The organism is Thalassobaculum sp., assembly GCF_040219615.1.
In the GTDB taxonomy this organism is placed as follows: domain Bacteria; phylum Pseudomonadota; class Alphaproteobacteria; order Thalassobaculales; family Thalassobaculaceae; genus Thalassobaculum_A.
Genome location: NZ_JAVJSE010000024.1, coordinates 31,930 through 47,937, shown reverse-complemented (window position 1 = coordinate 47,937; position 16,008 = coordinate 31,930). Strand labels below are relative to the sequence as shown.

The 16,008-nt window shown below is 71.5% G+C and carries 14 protein-coding genes and 1 riboswitch; of the genes, 9 read left to right on the top strand and 5 right to left on the bottom strand.

Features of this window, described 5'->3' with window-relative positions; translation table 11 throughout:
• Positions 1–4 precede the first annotated feature (4 nt).
• From glk to RIC31_RS13535, 8 genes are all read left to right on the top strand, one after another.
• Positions 5–967, top strand: a complete 963-nt coding sequence (glk, locus tag RIC31_RS13570; RefSeq protein WP_350108211.1) for a glucokinase — start codon at positions 5–7, stop codon at positions 965–967.
• Between the two features lie 80 nt (positions 968–1,047).
• On the top strand, positions 1,048–2,931 hold the full coding sequence (locus tag RIC31_RS13565; RefSeq protein ID WP_350108207.1) for an ABC transporter ATP-binding protein: 1,884 nt from the start codon (positions 1,048–1,050) through the stop codon (positions 2,929–2,931).
• A 261-nt stretch (positions 2,932–3,192) separates the two neighbouring features.
• Positions 3,193–3,295: riboswitch (guanidine-I (ykkC/yxkD leader) on the top strand.
• Positions 3,296–3,397: 102 nt separating this feature from the next.
• Positions 3,398–4,465 carry a putative urea ABC transporter substrate-binding protein gene (locus RIC31_RS13560; RefSeq protein WP_350108204.1) on the top strand — a complete coding sequence of 356 codons (1,068 nt, stop codon included), beginning with the start codon at positions 3,398–3,400 and terminating at the stop codon, positions 4,463–4,465.
• Positions 4,466–4,495: 30 nt separating this feature from the next.
• A complete protein-coding gene (locus RIC31_RS13555) occupies positions 4,496–5,317 on the top strand; it encodes an ABC transporter permease (RefSeq protein ID WP_350108201.1) in 822 nt (273 codons plus the stop codon).
• Positions 5,314–6,120, top strand: a complete 807-nt coding sequence (locus tag RIC31_RS13550; RefSeq protein WP_350108198.1) for an ABC transporter ATP-binding protein — start codon at positions 5,314–5,316, stop codon at positions 6,118–6,120. The genes RIC31_RS13555 and RIC31_RS13550 overlap by 4 nt, the downstream gene beginning before the upstream one ends.
• Complete coding sequence (locus RIC31_RS13545) at positions 6,104–7,315, top strand: agmatinase family protein (protein WP_350108195.1); 1,212 nt, start codon at positions 6,104–6,106, stop codon at positions 7,313–7,315. The genes RIC31_RS13550 and RIC31_RS13545 overlap by 17 nt, the downstream gene beginning before the upstream one ends.
• A 13-nt stretch (positions 7,316–7,328) precedes the next feature.
• On the top strand, positions 7,329–7,838 hold the full coding sequence (locus RIC31_RS13540) for a hypothetical protein (protein WP_350108193.1): 510 nt from the start codon (positions 7,329–7,331) through the stop codon (positions 7,836–7,838).
• A 406-nt stretch (positions 7,839–8,244) separates the two neighbouring features.
• Positions 8,245–9,441: a mandelate racemase/muconate lactonizing enzyme family protein gene (locus RIC31_RS13535; RefSeq protein WP_350108188.1), complete on the top strand. Its 1,197-nt coding sequence runs from the start codon at positions 8,245–8,247 to the stop codon at positions 9,439–9,441.
• A 36-nt stretch (positions 9,442–9,477) separates the two neighbouring features.
• Here the strand turns inward: RIC31_RS13535 and RIC31_RS13530 are convergent, their stop codons facing one another.
• The 3 genes from RIC31_RS13530 to RIC31_RS13520 form a co-directional block, all read right to left on the bottom strand.
• The gene (locus tag RIC31_RS13530; protein WP_350108185.1) at positions 9,478–9,909 is read right to left on the bottom strand and encodes a TerB family tellurite resistance protein; all 432 of its coding nucleotides are present in this window, start codon (positions 9,907–9,909) and stop codon (positions 9,478–9,480) included.
• A gap of 26 nt (positions 9,910–9,935) precedes the next feature.
• Positions 9,936–11,570: a PAS domain-containing sensor histidine kinase gene (locus RIC31_RS13525; protein WP_350108182.1), complete on the bottom strand. Its 1,635-nt coding sequence runs from the start codon at positions 11,568–11,570 to the stop codon at positions 9,936–9,938.
• Between the two features lie 62 nt (positions 11,571–11,632).
• Positions 11,633–12,205 carry a GNAT family N-acetyltransferase gene (locus RIC31_RS13520; protein ID WP_350108179.1) on the bottom strand — a complete coding sequence of 191 codons (573 nt, stop codon included), beginning with the start codon at positions 12,203–12,205 and terminating at the stop codon, positions 11,633–11,635.
• Between the two features lie 219 nt (positions 12,206–12,424).
• On the opposite strand from RIC31_RS13520, the gene RIC31_RS13515 reads away from it, so the two are divergent.
• Positions 12,425–12,814, top strand: a complete 390-nt coding sequence (locus RIC31_RS13515) for a response regulator (RefSeq protein ID WP_350108176.1) — start codon at positions 12,425–12,427, stop codon at positions 12,812–12,814.
• A gap of 448 nt (positions 12,815–13,262) precedes the next feature.
• Here the strand turns inward: RIC31_RS13515 and iolE are convergent, their stop codons facing one another.
• Positions 13,263–14,162, bottom strand: a complete 900-nt coding sequence (gene iolE / locus RIC31_RS13510) for a myo-inosose-2 dehydratase (protein ID WP_350108173.1) — start codon at positions 14,160–14,162, stop codon at positions 13,263–13,265.
• Complete coding sequence (gene iolD / locus RIC31_RS13505; protein WP_350108170.1) at positions 14,159–16,006, bottom strand: 3D-(3,5/4)-trihydroxycyclohexane-1,2-dione acylhydrolase (decyclizing); 1,848 nt, start codon at positions 16,004–16,006, stop codon at positions 14,159–14,161. The genes iolE and iolD overlap by 4 nt, the downstream gene beginning before the upstream one ends.
• Positions 16,007–16,008: the final 2 nt, after the last annotated feature.

Sequence of the window (16,008 nt, the reverse complement as noted above, 5' to 3'; positions counted from 1 at the left end):
TCGCATGATGGCCGGATCCGCACCGTCACTGCTTGCCGATGTCGGCGGGACTCATACCCGACTGGCGCTGTCGGACGGGGTCGGCCGCTACCGGGCGGTCGAGGTCGTCCACACCGGCGACTTCGACAGTGCCGAGCAGGCGATCGCCGACTATCTCTCCCAGGCAACCGGCGGTGAGCGGCCCGGCCGGGCGATGCTGGCGGTGGCCGGGCCCGTGGTCGGCAACCGGGTGCGGCTGACCAACGCCGACTGGGATATCGACGGCAACGAACTGGCCCGTGCCTTCGGCTTCCGGAGCGCGCGCCTGGTGAACGACTTCGTGGCGGTGGCGCGCTCGCTGCCGCTGCTCGGCGACGACGCGCGCGCGCCGCTCGGCGACTGGGCGCCGGAGCCGCGCGGCGCCATGGTGGCGCTTGGCCCGGGGACCGGCCTCGGGGTCGCCGGGCTGGTCCCGGTCGGCGACGACGGCTGGCTGCCGGTGGCCGGGGAGGGCGGTCACGTCACCCTGCCGGTGATGACCGACGCCGAGAGCGCGGTGCTGGCGGTGCTGCGCCGCCGGGTTGACCACGTCTCGGCGGAGCGGGTGCTGTCGGGAATCGGGCTGCCGGCCCTGGACGCCGCGATCGCCGTCGTCGAGGGCGAGCCGCCGCGGCCGGACCGCGAGAGCGAGGTCGTCCTGGCCGCGGCGCGCGACGGCGAGGCGCGGGCCCTGCGGGCGGTCGGGATGTTCGTCGACCTGCTGGCGACCGTCGCCGGCGACCTCGCCCTGACCTTCGGGGCCACCGGTGGCGTCTACCTCGCCGGCGGCATGCCGCATTATCTGGGCGACCTGTTCGATCATGGGCGCTTCCGCGCCCGCTTCGAGGCCAAGGGCCGGTCGAGCCGCTATGTCCGGCGCATCCCGACGGCGATCGTCACCCATCCGCAGCCGGGGCTGCTGGGCCTGAGCGCGCTGGTCGCCGAATAGTCGGGCCCGGGGCTCCGCGATCCCGGCCGTCACGACTATCTTGACCTCCAGAGTGTCCCGATCGCGAAGGGAAGCCGGTCATGCCGTTCCGGCGCATCGTCGAATGGTTCGAGCACCGCATCGACCCGCTGGCGCCGGCGGCGGTGCCGCATCCGCTGACTCCGCCGACCACGGTCTGGCGGATCCTGTTCGCCCTGGTCCGCGAGATCGGCTGGCCGCTGGGCCTGCTGGTGGCCGCCTCGGCGGCGGTCAGCGCGGTCGAGATCGCGATTCCGTGGTCGATCGGCCGGATCGTCGACCTGGTGGCCGGCGATCCCGCGGCGGCGGCCGAGCCCTGGCGCGAGGTCGCGATCCTGGTCGGGCTGCTGGTGCTGGTGCGCCCGGCGATCACGCTGCTGGCCTCGCTGCTGCGCAACCAGACGATCGCCCGCAACGTCAGCTCGCTGGTGCGCTGGCGGTTCCACGAATACGTCGCGGGCCACGACGTGGCGTTCTTCCAGAACGACTTCGTCGGCCGTATCGCCTCGCGGGTGGTGCAGACCGGCCGGTCGATCCGCACCCTGCTGCGGGTGCTGACCGACCAGTTGCTATACGCCGTGCTGTTCCTGGCCGGCACCCTGATCTTCCTGATGTATCGAAGCCCGGTGTTCGCGCTGCCGGTGCTGTGCTGGATCGCGCTCTACGCGGTCTCGCTTCGGCTCTACCTGCCGCGCAATCGGCGGGCCGCCCGGCGGGTGGCCGAGGCGGCCTCGGTGTTTACCGGCCGGATCGTCGACGGCTACTCCAACTACCTGACCGTCAGGCTGTTCACCGGCCGCGCCCGCGAGGACGACCACGTCCGGCGCTCGCTGGAGTGGTCGGTCGACCGGCTCGGCGAGCAGGCGCGTTACACCACCGCGCAGATCTCCTGGCTGTCGCTGCTGAACGGCGCGCTGATCGCCAGCGGCGGGGCGGTCGGCGTGCTGCTGTGGCAGGCCGGCCGGGTGACCGCCGGCGACGTCGCCGCGGTCATGGCGCTGCTGCTGCAGATCCATACCCTGTCGCGCATCGCCATGTTCAACCTCGGCGACCTGTTCGACGCCGTCGGCACCCTGGAGGACAGCGTGCAGTCGCTGTCCCGGCCGCAGACCGTGGTCGACCGGCCGGACGCCCCGGCGCTGGCGGTGACCCGCGGCGAGATCGCGTTCGAGGGCGTGCATTTCAACTACGGCAAGGAACTGGAGGGCGGGCCTGCGGCGCTGAACGGCATCGACCTGGCGGTCCGGCCGGGCGAGCGGATCGGACTGGTCGGCCCGTCGGGCGCCGGCAAGTCGACCCTGGCGATGGTGCTGCTGCGGCTCTACGACGTCGCCGCCGGGCGCATCCTGATCGACGGCCAGGACATCGCGGCGGTCGACCAGGACAGCCTGCGCGACGCCATCGCGGTGGTCACCCAGGACCCGTCGCTGATGCACCGCTCGATCCGCGACAACATCGGCTACGGCCGGCCGGACGCGACCGAGGAACAGATCGTGGCGGCGGCGAGGACGGCCCGCGCCCACGATTTCATCGTCGAGCTGGTCGACGGCCGCGGTCGGCGCGGCTACGACGCCCATGTCGGTGAGCGCGGGGTCAAGCTGTCGGGCGGCCAGCGCCAGCGCCTGGCGGTCGCGCGGGCGCTGCTGAAGGACGCCCCGATCCTGGTGCTGGACGAGGCGACTTCGGCCCTCGACTCCGAGGTCGAGGCGGCGATCCAGGACGGCCTCGGGCCGCTGATGGCGGGCAAGACGGTGATCGTCATCGCCCACCGGCTGTCGACCATCGCGGCCATGGACCGGCTGGTGGTGCTGGACCGCGGCCGGGTGGTCGAGGCCGGCAGCCACCGGGAACTGGTCGCGCGCGGCGGCCTGTACGCCCGGCTGTGGGAGCGCCAGACCGGCGGCTTCCTGGACGTGGACGGTGATCGCGAGGACGCGGCCGACTGAGGCGGCGGGTGGGTTCCGGCTCCGGCCCGCTTGCGGCGGTCCGGTCCGGAATGACGAGGATGGGGGAGGGCGCGGTGGCGGCCCTTCCCCGCTTGTCGTCATTCCGGACGGACGCGCCTCGCGCGGCCGAGCCGGAACCCGCCCGTTGCCCCAGATTTGGGCAGTTGGCGCCCGGGTGGGCAGGGCACGCCGCTGGCCTTGCGCGGGCTCCGGCGGATTCCCCCGCTTCCGAGCTGGCACGCATCCTGCGGAGGGATGCTCGTGCAGCGCGTCTAGGGTTCCGGCCGCCGGATCGGCGGCGCTGGTCCGAGAGACGCACTCCGGCGGGTTGCCGGAGACACGGCGGGACAAAATCCCGGGAGGTCACTGCACGGGTTTGCCGAGCAAACCTGCCTCCCGGTTTGGTCTCGGCAGATCCCATCCAACCGGCCGTTCGAGCGGCCCGAGAGGAAGGAGAGCCGAACCCATGCGACTCTATCTCATCCGTTGCTGCGCTCTGGCACTGGCCGCCGTGCTGGCGCTCGCCGCCCCCGAGGCCCGGGCCGAGGCGAAGAAGGACTTCAAGGTCTGCTGGTCGATCTATGTCGGCTGGATGCCCTGGGGCTGGATCCAGGATTCCGGCCTGATGAAGAAGTGGGCCGACAAATACGGCATCTCGGTCGAGGTCGTGCAGATCAACGACTATGTCGAGTCGATCAACCAGTACACCGCCGGCACCTATGACGGCTGCTCGATGACCAACATGGACGCGCTGTCGATCCCGTCCGGCGGCGGCGTCGACACCACCGCACTGATCGTCGGCGACTTCTCGAACGGCAATGACGGTATCGTCCTGAAGGGCAAGAAGGACCTGCCGGCGATCAAGGGCCAGACCGTCAACCTGGTCGAGCTGTCGGTGTCGCACTACCTGCTGGCCCGGGCGCTCGACAGCGTCGGCCTGACCGAGAAGGACCTGACGGTCGTCAACACCTCCGACGCCGACATGGTGGCGGCCTACCAGACCGCCGACGTGACCGCGGTGGTCACCTGGAACCCGCTGCTGTCGGCCATCCTGGAGACCCCGGACAGCCACAAGGTGTTCGACAGCGCGAAGATCCCGGGCGAGATCATCGACATGATGGTGGTGAACACCGGGACGCTGGCCGACAACCCGGCGCTCGGCAAGGCGCTGGTCGGCGCCTGGTACGAGGCGATGGCGGTGATGTCCAAGGACGATGCCGCCGGAAAGAAGGCGCGCACGGCGATGGCCGAGGCCTCCGGCACCGACCTGGCCGGCTACGACGCCCAGCTGGCGACCACCAGGATGTTCTACACCCCGGCCGAGGCGGTCGCCTTCACCGAGGGCCCGGAGGTGGTGAAGACCATGGACTACGTCCGCAACTTCCTGTTCAGCCACGGCATCCTGGGCGAGGGAGCGCCGAGCGCCGACTACGTCGGCATGGCGTTCCCGGGCGGCAAGACCCTGGGCGACACCGGGAACGTCAAGCTGCGCTTCGACCCGGCCTACATGCGGATGGCGGCCAAGGGGCTCTGAGTCCGACCGGCTCGCCCGCGGTCGCCACCCGTGCGCTGGATCAACGCCCGGCCCGGCCGGCGGGGACGGATCGTCCTCGGGGCGATCCCGTTCGTGATCGTCGCGGTCGCCTATGCGGCGGTCTCGGCGGCACGCCGGGCGGAGAACCCGAACGACAAGCTGTTCCCGCCGCTGCCGGAGATCTGGCGGCAGATCGTCGCCTACGCCTTCCAGGAGGATCGGCGCAGCGGCGCCGTGCTGCTTTGGACCGACACCGCCGAGAGCCTGTTCCGGCTGTCGCTCGGCGTCGGGACGGCGGCGGCCACGGCGCTGGTCCTGGGCATCGCCATCGGCTTCGTACCGCGCCTGCGGGCCGGCCTGGCGCCGTTCGTGGCGGCGCTGTCACTGGTGCCACCGCTGGCGGTGCTGCCGATCCTGTTCATCGCTTTCGGTCTGGGCGAACTGTCCAAGGTGGTGCTGATCGTCATCGGCGTCGCCCCGGTGATGACCCGCGACATCGCCCAACGGGTCGCCGAGATCCCGGAGGAGCAGATCGTCAAGGCGCAGACCCTGGGGGCGAGCACCTGGCAGATGATCCTGCGGGTCGTGCTGCCGCAGATCCTGCCGCGGCTGATCACCACGGTGCGGCTGTGCCTCGGCCCGGCCTGGCTGTTCCTGATCGCCGCCGAGGCGATCGCCGCCACCGGCGGGCTCGGCTACCGGATCTTCCTGGTGCGCCGCTACCTGGCGATGGACATCATCCTGCCCTACGTCGCCTGGATCACCATCCTGGCCTATTGCATCGACCTGGCGCTGCGCCGGCTGTCGCGGCGGGCCTTCGGCTGGGCGCACGGTGACGGGGCCGGCCTGTGAGCAGGATCGAGGTCCGTGGCCTGCACAAGTCCTACGGCGACCGGCCGGTGCTGGAGCGTGTCGAGCTGGACATCGCCGCCGGGTCGTTCGTCGCCGTGGTCGGGGCGTCCGGCTGCGGCAAGTCGACGTTTCTCAGACTGCTGCTGTCGCAGGAGCGGCCGGACCGTGGCGAGATCCTGGTCGACGGCACGCCGATCGCGCCGGAGCCGATGCCGGACCGCGGCATCGTGTTCCAGCGCTACTCGGTGTTCCCGCACCTGACGGTCCAGGAGAATCTGATCCTCGGCCTGGAGTTCCGGCGCGCGCCCCGGCTCGGCCGGCTGTTCGGCGCGGCCCGCCGCCGGGCGGTCGAGGATGCCGAGGCGATTCTCGGCGCCATCGGCCTCGGCCACGCCCGCACTTTGTACCCGGCGCAGCTGTCGGGCGGCATGCAGCAGCGCCTGGCGATCGGCCAGGCCCTGCTGATGGCGCCGAAGGTGCTGCTGATGGACGAGCCGTTCGGGGCGCTCGATCCCGGCATCCGCGCCGACATGCACGCCCTGCTGCACGGCCTTTGGCGCCAGCGCGGCATGACCGTGCTCATGGTCACCCACGACCTCTCGGAAGCCTTCGCGCTGGGCACCCGGCTGCTGGCCTTCGACAAGGTCCGCCACGACCCGGACCACCCGGACGCATACGGTGCTACGGTCACCTACGACCTGCCGATCGAGCGGCCGCCAGCGGCCCCGAGCGAGGACACCGCCGCGAGCGACGACTGCAACGACCAGGAACGAGGAAGCGACCACCATGATCCGCAATCCTGAACGCCGGTTCCGGACCCGCCGCGCCGGCCTAGCACCCTCGCCGACCGGCGTGCGCCGCCACCACCCGGATTTCAGTGCCCGCGAGAGCCAGGGCTGGAAGGCGCTGGACGCCGAGGGCCGGCTGCCCGAGGACGGCTGGCGGCGCGAGCAGGAATGGGCGCTGAAGATGGGGTTGCCCGGGTCCGAAAGCCTGACCGACCGCTCGATCCCGACCTTCGCGCGCGGCGAGCTGCCGCATTTCGCCGGCATCAACACCTTCCTGAAGGCGCCCTATGTCGAGGACGTCCGCGACGTCGGCCGCTACGACGCGGCGGTGGTCGGCATCCCGTTCGACAGCGGCACCACCTACCGCCCCGGCACCCGCTTCGGGCCGCAGGGCATCCGCCGGATCTCGGCGCTGTACACGCCCTACAACTACGAGCTGGGCGTGGACCTGCGCGAGCAGATGACCCTGTGCGACGCCGGCGACGTATTCACCATCCCGGCCAACCTGGAGAAGAGCTTCGACCAGATCACCCGCGGGGTGTCGCATATCTTCTCGTCGGGCGCCCTGCCGGTGATGCTGGGCGGCGACCACTCGATCGGCTTCCCCTGCGTGCGCGGCATCGCCGAATGCACCTCCAAGCGCATCGGCATCATCCATTTCGACCGCCACATCGACATCCAGGAGAAGGACCTGGACGAGCGCATGCACACCACGCCCTGGTACTGGGCGACCAACCTGGCCAACGTGCCGGCGGTCAACCTGGTGCAGCTCGGCATTGGCGGCTGGCAGGTGCCGCGCGCCGGCGTGCAGGAGGCCCGCAAGCGCAACACCAACGTGCTGACCATCGCCGACATCGAGCGGATGGGCCTGGAGAAGACCGCCGAGGTGGCGCTGGAGCTGGCCTGGAAGGACGCCGACGCGGTCTACATCTCGTTCGACGTCGACTCGGTCGACTGCGGCTTCGTGCCCGGCACCGGCTGGCCGGAGCCCGGCGGCTTCCTGCCGCGCGAGGCGCTGAAGCTGCTGGGGCTGGTGACCGCGCCGGGGGTCTGCGGCATCGAGGTGGTCGAGGTCAGCCCGCCCTACGACACCTCGGACATCACCGCCCTGTTCGGCACCCGCGTGGTGGTCGAGGCGCTCGGCTCGATGGTCGCCCACGGCACCATGGGCAAGCACAGGGCGATCATCGACAAGCCCGTGTCGTTCTGAGGGAGGCAGCGCCATGCATCGCGGACACCATCACCATCACCCGCACGGCGAGTACCCGCACTCGCATGGCCCGGGCCACAACCACCCGGACCGCCCGGTCGCCCAGTGGCAGACGCCGCACGCGCCGGACGGGGCGGCGGCACCCGAGGCCGCCCCCGAGCCGGATTTCGACCTGGTCGAGGCGGCCTTCGCCGACGCTTTCCCGAAGGCCCCGGACGCGACCTCCTTCCTGCGGCTGGCCGGCATCCCGTTCGTCGGCCGGCGCGGCGACGGCACGCGGCTGTTCCTGCTCAGGGTCGAGACCGAGGAGGCGGTCGACGTCGGCTCGGTGACGCCGTCGCTCGGCGGCCAGTCCGTGCGCTACGCGCCGCTGCCGGAGAAGCTGGTGTCGCGCCGCCGCCATCTGCGGTTCCTGTACACCGACGGCCGCGCCGTCGCGCCGCTGACCCTGGGCGAGGCCAAGGGCCTGGCCGACGAGACCCTGCGCGAGGAAGGCGGCGAGGCGGCGTTCGGGGGCGCGTAGGCGCTCGGTCGGCGCGGTACCCAGTGGGTCCCGGCTCGAACGCGCTGCCGCGCATTCGTCCGGGATGAGGGCGTCGGAAGCGATCACCTTCCGGCTCTCATCCCGGGCCGGGCCGCCGATGGCGGGAGCTACGGTGTTCACACATCGCGAAAACCCCGGCTGCTCAAGGTATTTGGCGGCGCCCGTCACGTCGTGGATCCCGGAGCCGGCTGCTCGCGCGTCCCCTCCGGGATGACGAAGTGAGGGGTGGATCCGGGAGGGAAACCGGCCAAATCCTGCCCACCTTCGTCATTCCGGAGGGGACGCGCGAGCGTCCGGCTCCGGAACCCACCCGCCGCACCAGTGGCTCTTCCACCAACCGCGCCGGCTCCGCATACTCCCGGCAAAACCGCCGGGAGGACATGCCGTGAAGGTCACCGCGATCGAGACGATCCGGCTCGAGGAGTTTCCGAACCTGCTGTGGGTCCGCCTCGAGACCGACGAGGGGCCGACCGGGCTCGGCGAGACCTTCTACGGGGCGGCTTCGGCCGAGGCCCATGTCCACGGCATCATCGCCCCGTATCTGCTCGGCAAGGACCCGCTCAGGATCGAGCAGCACCAGGCCCACCTGATCGGCTATGTCGGGTTCGCCGGCGTCAGCGCCGAGCAGCGCGGCCGCTCGGCGGTCGACATCGCGCTCTGGGACCTGTGGGGCAAGGCGACCGGCCAGCCGATCCACCAGCTGCTGGGCGGCGCGGTGCGCGACGACATCCGGGTCTACAACACCTGCGCCGGCTACCAGTACGTCCGCAACCGGCCGGTCCAGGGCACCGCCAACTTCGGCATCGGCGCCGAGGACGGGCCGTACGAGGACCTGGAGGGCTTCCTGAACCGGGCCGACGAGGTCGCGCACTCGCTGCTGGAGATGGGCATCACGGCCATGAAGATCTGGCCGTTCGACTATGCCGCCGAGGCGTCGTCCGGGGCCTACATCTCGGCCGCCGACCTCAGGAAGGCGCTGGAGCCGTTCGAGAAGATCCGCCGGGCGGTCGGCGACAGGATGGACGTGATGGCCGAGCTGCACTCCATGTGGAACCGGCCGACCGCGGTCAAGATCGCCCGGGCGCTGGAGCCCTACGACCCGCTGTGGGTCGAGGACCCGGTGTTCATGGACCACCTGTCGTCGCTCGGCGAGGTGGCGCGCTCGACCCGGTCGCCGATCGCGGTCGGCGAGACGCGCGGCGGCAAGGCCGACTTCCGCTACCTAGTCGAGCTCGGCGAGCTGTCGCTGGTGATCGCCGACCTGACCTGGTGCGGCGGCCTGACCGAGGGCCGCAAGATCGCCGCCATGGCCGACGCCTGGCACCTGCCGGTGGCGTTCCACGACTGCACCGGCCCGGTGGCGCTGACCGCCTCCACCCACCTGGCGCTGCACACCCGCAACTGCTTCATCCAGGAGATGGTGCGGGCGTTCTACCACGGCTGGTACGGCGAACTGGTGACCGCCCTGCCGCCGGTCGAGAACGGCATGATCCGGGCGCCGCAGGGGCCGGGGCTCGGGATCGAGCTGCTGCCGGACGTGACGAAGCGCAAGGACGCCGCGGTCCGGCGGAGCGTGGCGTAGGGGCAGCGTGGCGTAGGGATTGGCGGCGGCGCCGGGCTACTTCAGCGCCAGGGCGACGACGCTCAGGGCGAGCAGGCCGGCCAGCCGCTCGAACTCGGCGCGCTCGGATTCGGTGGTCACGCCGTCGCTGGTGATGATCGCGTGCGCGGCCCGGAGCAGGGTCCGGGCCCGGTCGGGCTCGTCCGCATAGGCCGCCACCCGGGCCTCCAGCTCCCGGCTGGCCGCCGCCCGGTTCTCACGCAGGGCGAACACGTCCTCGTCGAGGATCTCCATGGCCTCCGACAGGTCGAACACGTCGAAGATCGGGATCTCGGCCAGCAGTTCCTCGGCCCGGTACTTCTCGGCCAGCCCGTATTCGCCGTCGGCCATGGCGGCGAGGGCGGCGACCGCCATCACAGCCTCGAGGAAACTGCGGTTCTGGAAGCGCTCGACCTCGCGGCGCACGGTCTGCAGAAAACCCTCGGCCATCGATCCGTCCCGGCTTGCGAACCACCCTAGCTGGCAATCCTCCTGCGATCCGGGCTCTCGGCATCGATCACCCGGTCGGCGCCCAGCCGGACGGTCACGGTGCTTCCGCGACCGACCGCGCTCTCGAAGCCTATGCTACCGCCATGGGCTTCGACCAGATTCTTCGAGATATACAACCCAAGGCCGGTGCCGTGGTGCCGGCGCGCGTGGACGTTCTCCAGCTGCCTGAACGGCTGGAACAGCTCGGCGACCCGGTCCGGCTCGACCCCGATGCCGGTGTCGCCGACGACGATCTGCAGGCCGCCGCCGGCGGTGCGGTCGACCGTCAGGGTCACCGCCCCGCCCTGCTGGGTGAACTTCACGGCATTGGACAGCAGGTTGATCAGCACCTGCTTGAGGGCGCGGCGGTCGCCGCGGATGCCGAGCCCGGAATCGACCGCGGTGATCGCCAGGCGCAGGCCCTCGCGCTGGGCGCGCTGGCGGATCATGCGGTCGCATTCCTCGAGCAGGCTGGACAGCGAGAACGGCCGCTCGTCCAGGGTCAGGCGACCGGCCTCGATGCGGGACACGTCCAGCAGGTCGTTGATCACCGACAGCAGGTGGGCGCCGCTCTCGTGGATGTAGCCGGCATACTCCTTCTGGACGGCGCCGTCGGCGGCGAACTGGCCGGACTGAATGATCTCGGCGAAGCCGATGATGGCGTTCAGCGGGGTTCGCAACTCATGGCTCATGGTCGCGAGAAACGCCATCTTGGCCCGGTTCGCGATCTGGGCGGAGGCGACCGCCTCGACCAGGGCGTCCTCGCGGCGCTTCAGCTCGGAGATGTCGGTCACCGTGATGAGCCGGCCGCCGTCCGGCGTCTGCTGCTCGCGGATCAGCAGCCAGCGCTCGCTCCGGAACACCTCGATCGTGTAGGGGATCTGGCGTCGCTGCTCGATCCGCTCGGCGAGCCATTCGTCCTCGCGGCCGATCGCCGCCGGGATCTCGCCGGCCGCGAGGCTCGCCTGCACGTAGTCGAGCCAGGAGACCCCGGGCACCAGGACGTGCCCGGCCTTGCCGGACTGCACCCGATAGGCCTGGTTGCACATGACCAGCCGGTCGTCGGCGTCCCAGAACGACAGCCCCTCCGAGCGCGAGTCGACGGCGTGCATCAGCCGGGTGTCGGTCTCGCTGGCCCGTTGCTCGGCCTGGATCAGATCGGTGATGTCGCGGCCGGTGCCGCGGTAGCCGCGGAACCCGCCGGCCTCGTCGAACAGCGGCACGCCGCTGATCGACAGGTAGCGGCGCTCGCCGTTCGGGTCGATGCGGAAGAAGCGGAAGTCCTTGAACGGCTCGCGACGGGCCAGCGCGGCCTCGTGGGCGTCCCATTCGTCGTTGCTGACGCCGAGCGGGGCGGTCTCGCGCCGGGTCTTGCCGTAATGCTCGTCGGGGGTCAGCCGGGAATGCTGCCAGACCGACTGCGAGAGGTAGGTGAACCGCAGGTCGGCATCCTGTTCCCAGAACCAGTCGGAGGACATCTGCACATAGTCGGACAGCCGGCGATTGACGGTGTCGACTTCCCGGCGAGCACGATCCGCCGCGCGGTCGGCGCGACGGACGGCATAGGCGGCCACCAGGCCTATGCCTGCCACCGCGGCGCTCAGGACGATCGGCAGCCACATCCGGCGATACCTCCGAGGGAACGGGTCCCGCTCAGAACAGCATGGCGCCGGTTAAGGTTAGGTTACGCGGTCAACTCGCCCGGCCGTGCCCATTCCGACCTCAGCATCGCGTAAACCATCTCGTCGGTCCATTCGCCCTTCACGATCTCGTTCTCCCGCAGATGCGCCTCGCGGCGCATCCCGAGCTTCTCCAGGACCCGGGCAGAGGCGCGGTTGCGACCGTCGCAGCGGCCGATGATCCGGTGCAGGCCGAGATTCTCGAAACCGAGCCGCAGCATTTCCGTCGCCGCCTCGCGCGCGAAGCCCTGGCCGTGGTGGTCCGGGTGCAGGACGAACCCGATCTCGCCCTGCCGGTGCGGGCGGCTCAGCCAGACCAGGTTTACGTCGCCGATCAGCGCCCCGGTGTCCCGCCGCTGCAGCGCCAGGTTCAGCTTCTCGCCCTCTTCGGCGATGCGGTCCTGCTTGATCCGCTCGGCCAGCACGATGCGGACCTCGTCCATCGTCCGGGCCTCCCAGTAGAGGTACCGGGCGACCGCGGGCCGCGACTGGATCGCGTACAGGCCGTCCAGGTCGTCGCCCCGGAACGGCCGCAGCAGCAGGCGGTCGGTCCGGATCGGGTAGTCCGGATGCAGCATCGATCTCCTCTCGGCCTTGCCGGCGCGCCGTCCGGTCGGGTGGCCGACTATACGACCGCCTCGGCCGGCCGTAACCTTGCGTGCCGGCCGGACGATCCGCCCGACGCTGGCACGCGCCCGGCTCGGGCCTCGAGCGGGGCGCCGCCGGGTTCCGTGCGAATCTGCACGTTTATTGTCGACGGGCTGAAATAAACCGGGCCGGGCTTCGGTCCCTGAATCATGACCGAAGCCCGCCGGGTTCTCGTGATCGAGGACGAGTTTCTGACCGCCATGGAACTGGCGACGGTCCTGGAGGAACTCGGTCACGCCGTGTGTGCGATCGTCGATACCGAGGAAGAGGCGGTCGAGGCGGCGGCACGGCAGCGCCCTGACCTGATCACCGCCGATGTCCGGCTGCGGTCCGGCGACGGGATCGCCGCGGTCGGGCGTATCACCGCCGCGACCCCGGTCCCGGTGGTCTACGTCACCAGCAGCGACGCCGAGCTCCGCCGGCGTGCGCCTTCGTCGGTACAGGTGTCCAAGCCGTTCGACGCCAAATCGGTCTCCAGGGCAATCGCGGCGGTGCTCGGCGTTCCTCCGGTCGCGGTGCCGCCTGTGACCCGGTCCTGAGCTCGACTTCGGCCAAAAACGGCGGGGCGCTCGCCGCGTGGGTTCCGGCTCGCCCGCGCCGGCGCGCGGGCGTCCGGAATGACGACAAAGGGGGGTGGACGATCGCAGCCATATGAGAATTTCCCGCTGTCGCCGGCCGACCGGGACAGCAGGGAGTTCTCACGGCAGTGGTAGCGACGCTGCCAATTCTGGCCGGTTTCGCGCAGCGCTCGTCGCGCCGGCGGGAGGCGGGCTTCCCCCCTTTGTCGTCATGCCGGCCTCGCCGCCGCGCGGGCGGCCGGAATGACGACAAAGGGGGGTGGGACGATCGCAGCCATATGAGAATTTCCCGCTGTCGCCGGCCGACCGGGACAGCAGGGAGTTCTCACGGCAGTGGTAGCGTCGCTGCCAATTCTGGCCAAAGTCGAGCTGAGCATCTGCGCCGGGGGCATCCTTCCGCCCAAGGGCCTCAGGCCGCCAGGGCGACCCCGAGCGCCCGGGCGGCGGCCGTCAGATGGGCGTGTCCGATCCGGGCATGGGCCAGCGGCTCGGCCTTCGCCGGGTCCTGCTCGGCCTCGACGATCCACCAGCCGGCATAGCCGGCCCGCGCCACCGGTGCCAGCGCCCGCCCGAAGTCGACGCAGCCGTCGCCGGGCACGGTGAACACCCCGGCGACCACCGCGTCCAGGAAGCTCCAGCGTTCGGCCAGCGCCCGCCGCAGCACGTCGGGCCGGACGTCCTTGGCGTGCACATGCGCGATGCGGCCGGCCCAGCGCTCCGCGACCGCGGCCGGGTCGTCGCCGGCGAAGGCCAGGTGGCCGGTGTCGTACAGCAGGCCGACGCTGTCCGGCGTCGCCGCCATCAGCCGGTCGATCTCGGACGCCGTCTCGATCACCGTGCCCATGTGGTGGTGGTAGGCGAGGCGGACGCCGCGGGCCGCCATGTGCCCGGCGACCGCCGCGATCTTCGCCGGGTAGTCCCGCCACTCCGCCTCGGACATGGTCGGCCGGTCGGCCACCGGGGTGCCGCGCAGGCCCTGCACGCTGCCGCCGACCTCCGCGAACACCATCACTTCGCAGCCCATGGCCGCCAGCAGGTCGAGATGCGGCTGCATCGCGGCGATCTCGTCGTCGACCGAGCGGAACCGCAGCTCGGCGCCGTACCAGCCGGAGACCAGCGCCAGGCCGTGCGGCGCCAGGGTCCGGGCCAGGGCGCCCGGCTCGCGCGGGAACTTGTTGCCGAGCTCGATGCCGGCGAAGCCGGCCTGCCGGGCCTGGGCGAGGCAGGTCTCCAGCGGGGTGTCGCCGCCCAGCTCGGGCAGGTCGTCGTTGCTCCAGGCGATCGGGTTGGTGCCGAGGCGAACGGTCATGGGCCTTCCTTCCGGCGCTCGAGGGCGTGCTGGTAGTCGACCCGGGCCCGCCGCACGGCGTCGCGCCCGGAAACCTCCGGAACGGCCACGTCCCACCAGGCGCCGCCCTCGGCGGTCGCGGCCAGCGGGTCGGTGGCGAGCACGACGACCGCGGTCCGGTCGGCGGCGCGGGCGCGGTCGAGCGCGGCTTCAAGCTCGGCGATCCCGGTCACCGTCTCGGCGCCGGCGCCCAGGCTGCGGGCGTGGGCGGCGAAGTCGATGCCGGGCTCGCCGACGCGATGGTCGACATGCTCGAACAGGTTGTTGAATGGGGCGCCGCCGGTGGCCTGCTGCAGGCGGTTGATGCAGCCGAAGCCGCCGTTGTCGAGCACCACGACGATCAGCTTGCGGCCGAGCGTCACCGAGGTGGCGATCTCGGAGTTCAGCATCAGGTAGGAGCCGTCGCCGACCAGCACGAACACCTCGCCGTCGGGGCGCGCCATCCGCACGCCCAGGCCGCCGGCGATCTCGTAGCCCATGCAGGAGAAGCCGTATTCCAGGTGGTAGGCGCCGGGGCCGGCGGCCCGCCACAGCTTGTGCAGTTCGCCGGGCAGGCCGCCTGAGGCGCACACCACCACGTCGCCGGCATCGGCCTTGCGGTTGACCGCGCCCAGGACCTGGGCGTCGGTCGGGCGGTCGGCGTTGCCGGCGGCGGTGACCCGGTCGACCGTCGCGCTCCAGGCCGCCGCCAGCGACCGCGCCCGGTCCTGCCAGGCGGCCGGCGCGGCATGGTCCGCCAGGGCGGCGCCGAGATCCTCCAGCGTGCGCCGCGCGTCGCCGACCAGCGGCTCGGCCCCGTGCTTGCCGGCGTCGAAGGCGGCGACGTTCAGCTGGATCAGGCGCGGGCCGCCCGCGATCAGCGCCCGCGAGCCGGTGGTGAAGTCCTGCAGCCGGGTGCCGATCGCCAGCACCAGGTCGGCGTCGCGCGCCAGTTCGTTGGCGGCGGCCGACCCGGTGACGCCGATGGCGCCGACATTCTGCGGATGGTCCCAGGGCAGGCTGCCCTTGCCGGCCTGGGTCTCGGCGACCGGAATCCGGTGCCGGCTCGCGAACGCCGCCAGCGTGCCGGCCGCCTCGGCGTACAGCACCCCGCCGCCGGCGACGATCAGCGGCCGTTCGGCCCGGCGCAGGCGGTCGACGGCGCGTGCCAGCTCGTCCGGGTCGGCGGCCTGCCGGCGCGGCGCGTGCAGGCGCGGCGCGAAGAACGCCGCCGGGAAGTCCCAGGCCTCGGCCTGCACGTCCTGCGACAGCGACAGGGTGACCGGCCCGCAGTCGGCCGGGTCGGTGAGGACCTGCAGCGCGCGCGGCAGCGCGGCCAGCAGCTGCTCGGGCCGGGCGATGCGGTCGAAGAACCGCGACACCGGCCGGAAGCAGTCGTTCGCCGTCACCGTGCCGTCGCCGAAGTCCTCGACCTGCTGCAGCACCGGGTCCGGCAACCGGCCGGCGAAGGTGTCGCCGGGCAGCAGCAGCACCGGCAGCCGGTTGACATGCGCCACCGCGGCCGCCGTGACCATGTTCAGCGCACCCGGACCGATCGAGGTGGTGCAGGCCATCATGCGGCGGCGATTGGTCGCCTTGGCGAAGGCGATCGCGGCGTGCGCCATCGCCTGCTCGTTGTGCGCGCGGAAGGTCGGCAGGGTCTCGCGGGCATGCCACAGCGCCTCGCCCAGGCCGGCGACGTTGCCGTGCCCGAAGATCGCCCAGCAGCCGGCGAACAGCGGCAGCTCCGCGCCGGCGATCGCCGTGCGCTGGGCCGACAGGTAGCGGACCACGGCCTGGGCGGCCGTCAGCCGGATGGTGTTCATGC

What these genes read in the sequence shown, in the direction of transcription:
- glk (WP_350108211.1), top strand. Translation starts at nt 5, where the DNA reads ATGATGGCCGGATCCGCACCGTCACTGCTTGCCGATGTCGGCGGGACT.
- RIC31_RS13565 (WP_350108207.1), top strand. Translation starts at nt 1,048, where the DNA reads ATGCCGTTCCGGCGCATCGTCGAATGGTTCGAGCACCGCATCGACCCG.
- RIC31_RS13560 (WP_350108204.1), top strand. Translation starts at nt 3,398, where the DNA reads ATGCGACTCTATCTCATCCGTTGCTGCGCTCTGGCACTGGCCGCCGTG.
- RIC31_RS13545 (WP_350108195.1), top strand. Translation starts at nt 6,104, where the DNA reads ATGATCCGCAATCCTGAACGCCGGTTCCGGACCCGCCGCGCCGGCCTA.
- RIC31_RS13540 (WP_350108193.1), top strand. Translation starts at nt 7,329, where the DNA reads ATGCATCGCGGACACCATCACCATCACCCGCACGGCGAGTACCCGCAC.
- RIC31_RS13530 (WP_350108185.1), bottom strand. Translation starts at nt 9,909, where the DNA reads ATGGCCGAGGGTTTTCTGCAGACCGTGCGCCGCGAGGTCGAGCGCTTC.
- RIC31_RS13525 (WP_350108182.1), bottom strand. Translation starts at nt 11,570, where the DNA reads ATGTGGCTGCCGATCGTCCTGAGCGCCGCGGTGGCAGGCATAGGCCTG.
- RIC31_RS13520 (WP_350108179.1), bottom strand. Translation starts at nt 12,205, where the DNA reads ATGCTGCATCCGGACTACCCGATCCGGACCGACCGCCTGCTGCTGCGG.
- RIC31_RS13515 (WP_350108176.1), top strand. Translation starts at nt 12,425, where the DNA reads ATGACCGAAGCCCGCCGGGTTCTCGTGATCGAGGACGAGTTTCTGACC.
- iolE (WP_350108173.1), bottom strand. Translation starts at nt 14,162, where the DNA reads ATGACCGTTCGCCTCGGCACCAACCCGATCGCCTGGAGCAACGACGAC.
- iolD (WP_350108170.1), bottom strand. Translation starts at nt 16,006, where the DNA reads ATGAACACCATCCGGCTGACGGCCGCCCAGGCCGTGGTCCGCTACCTG.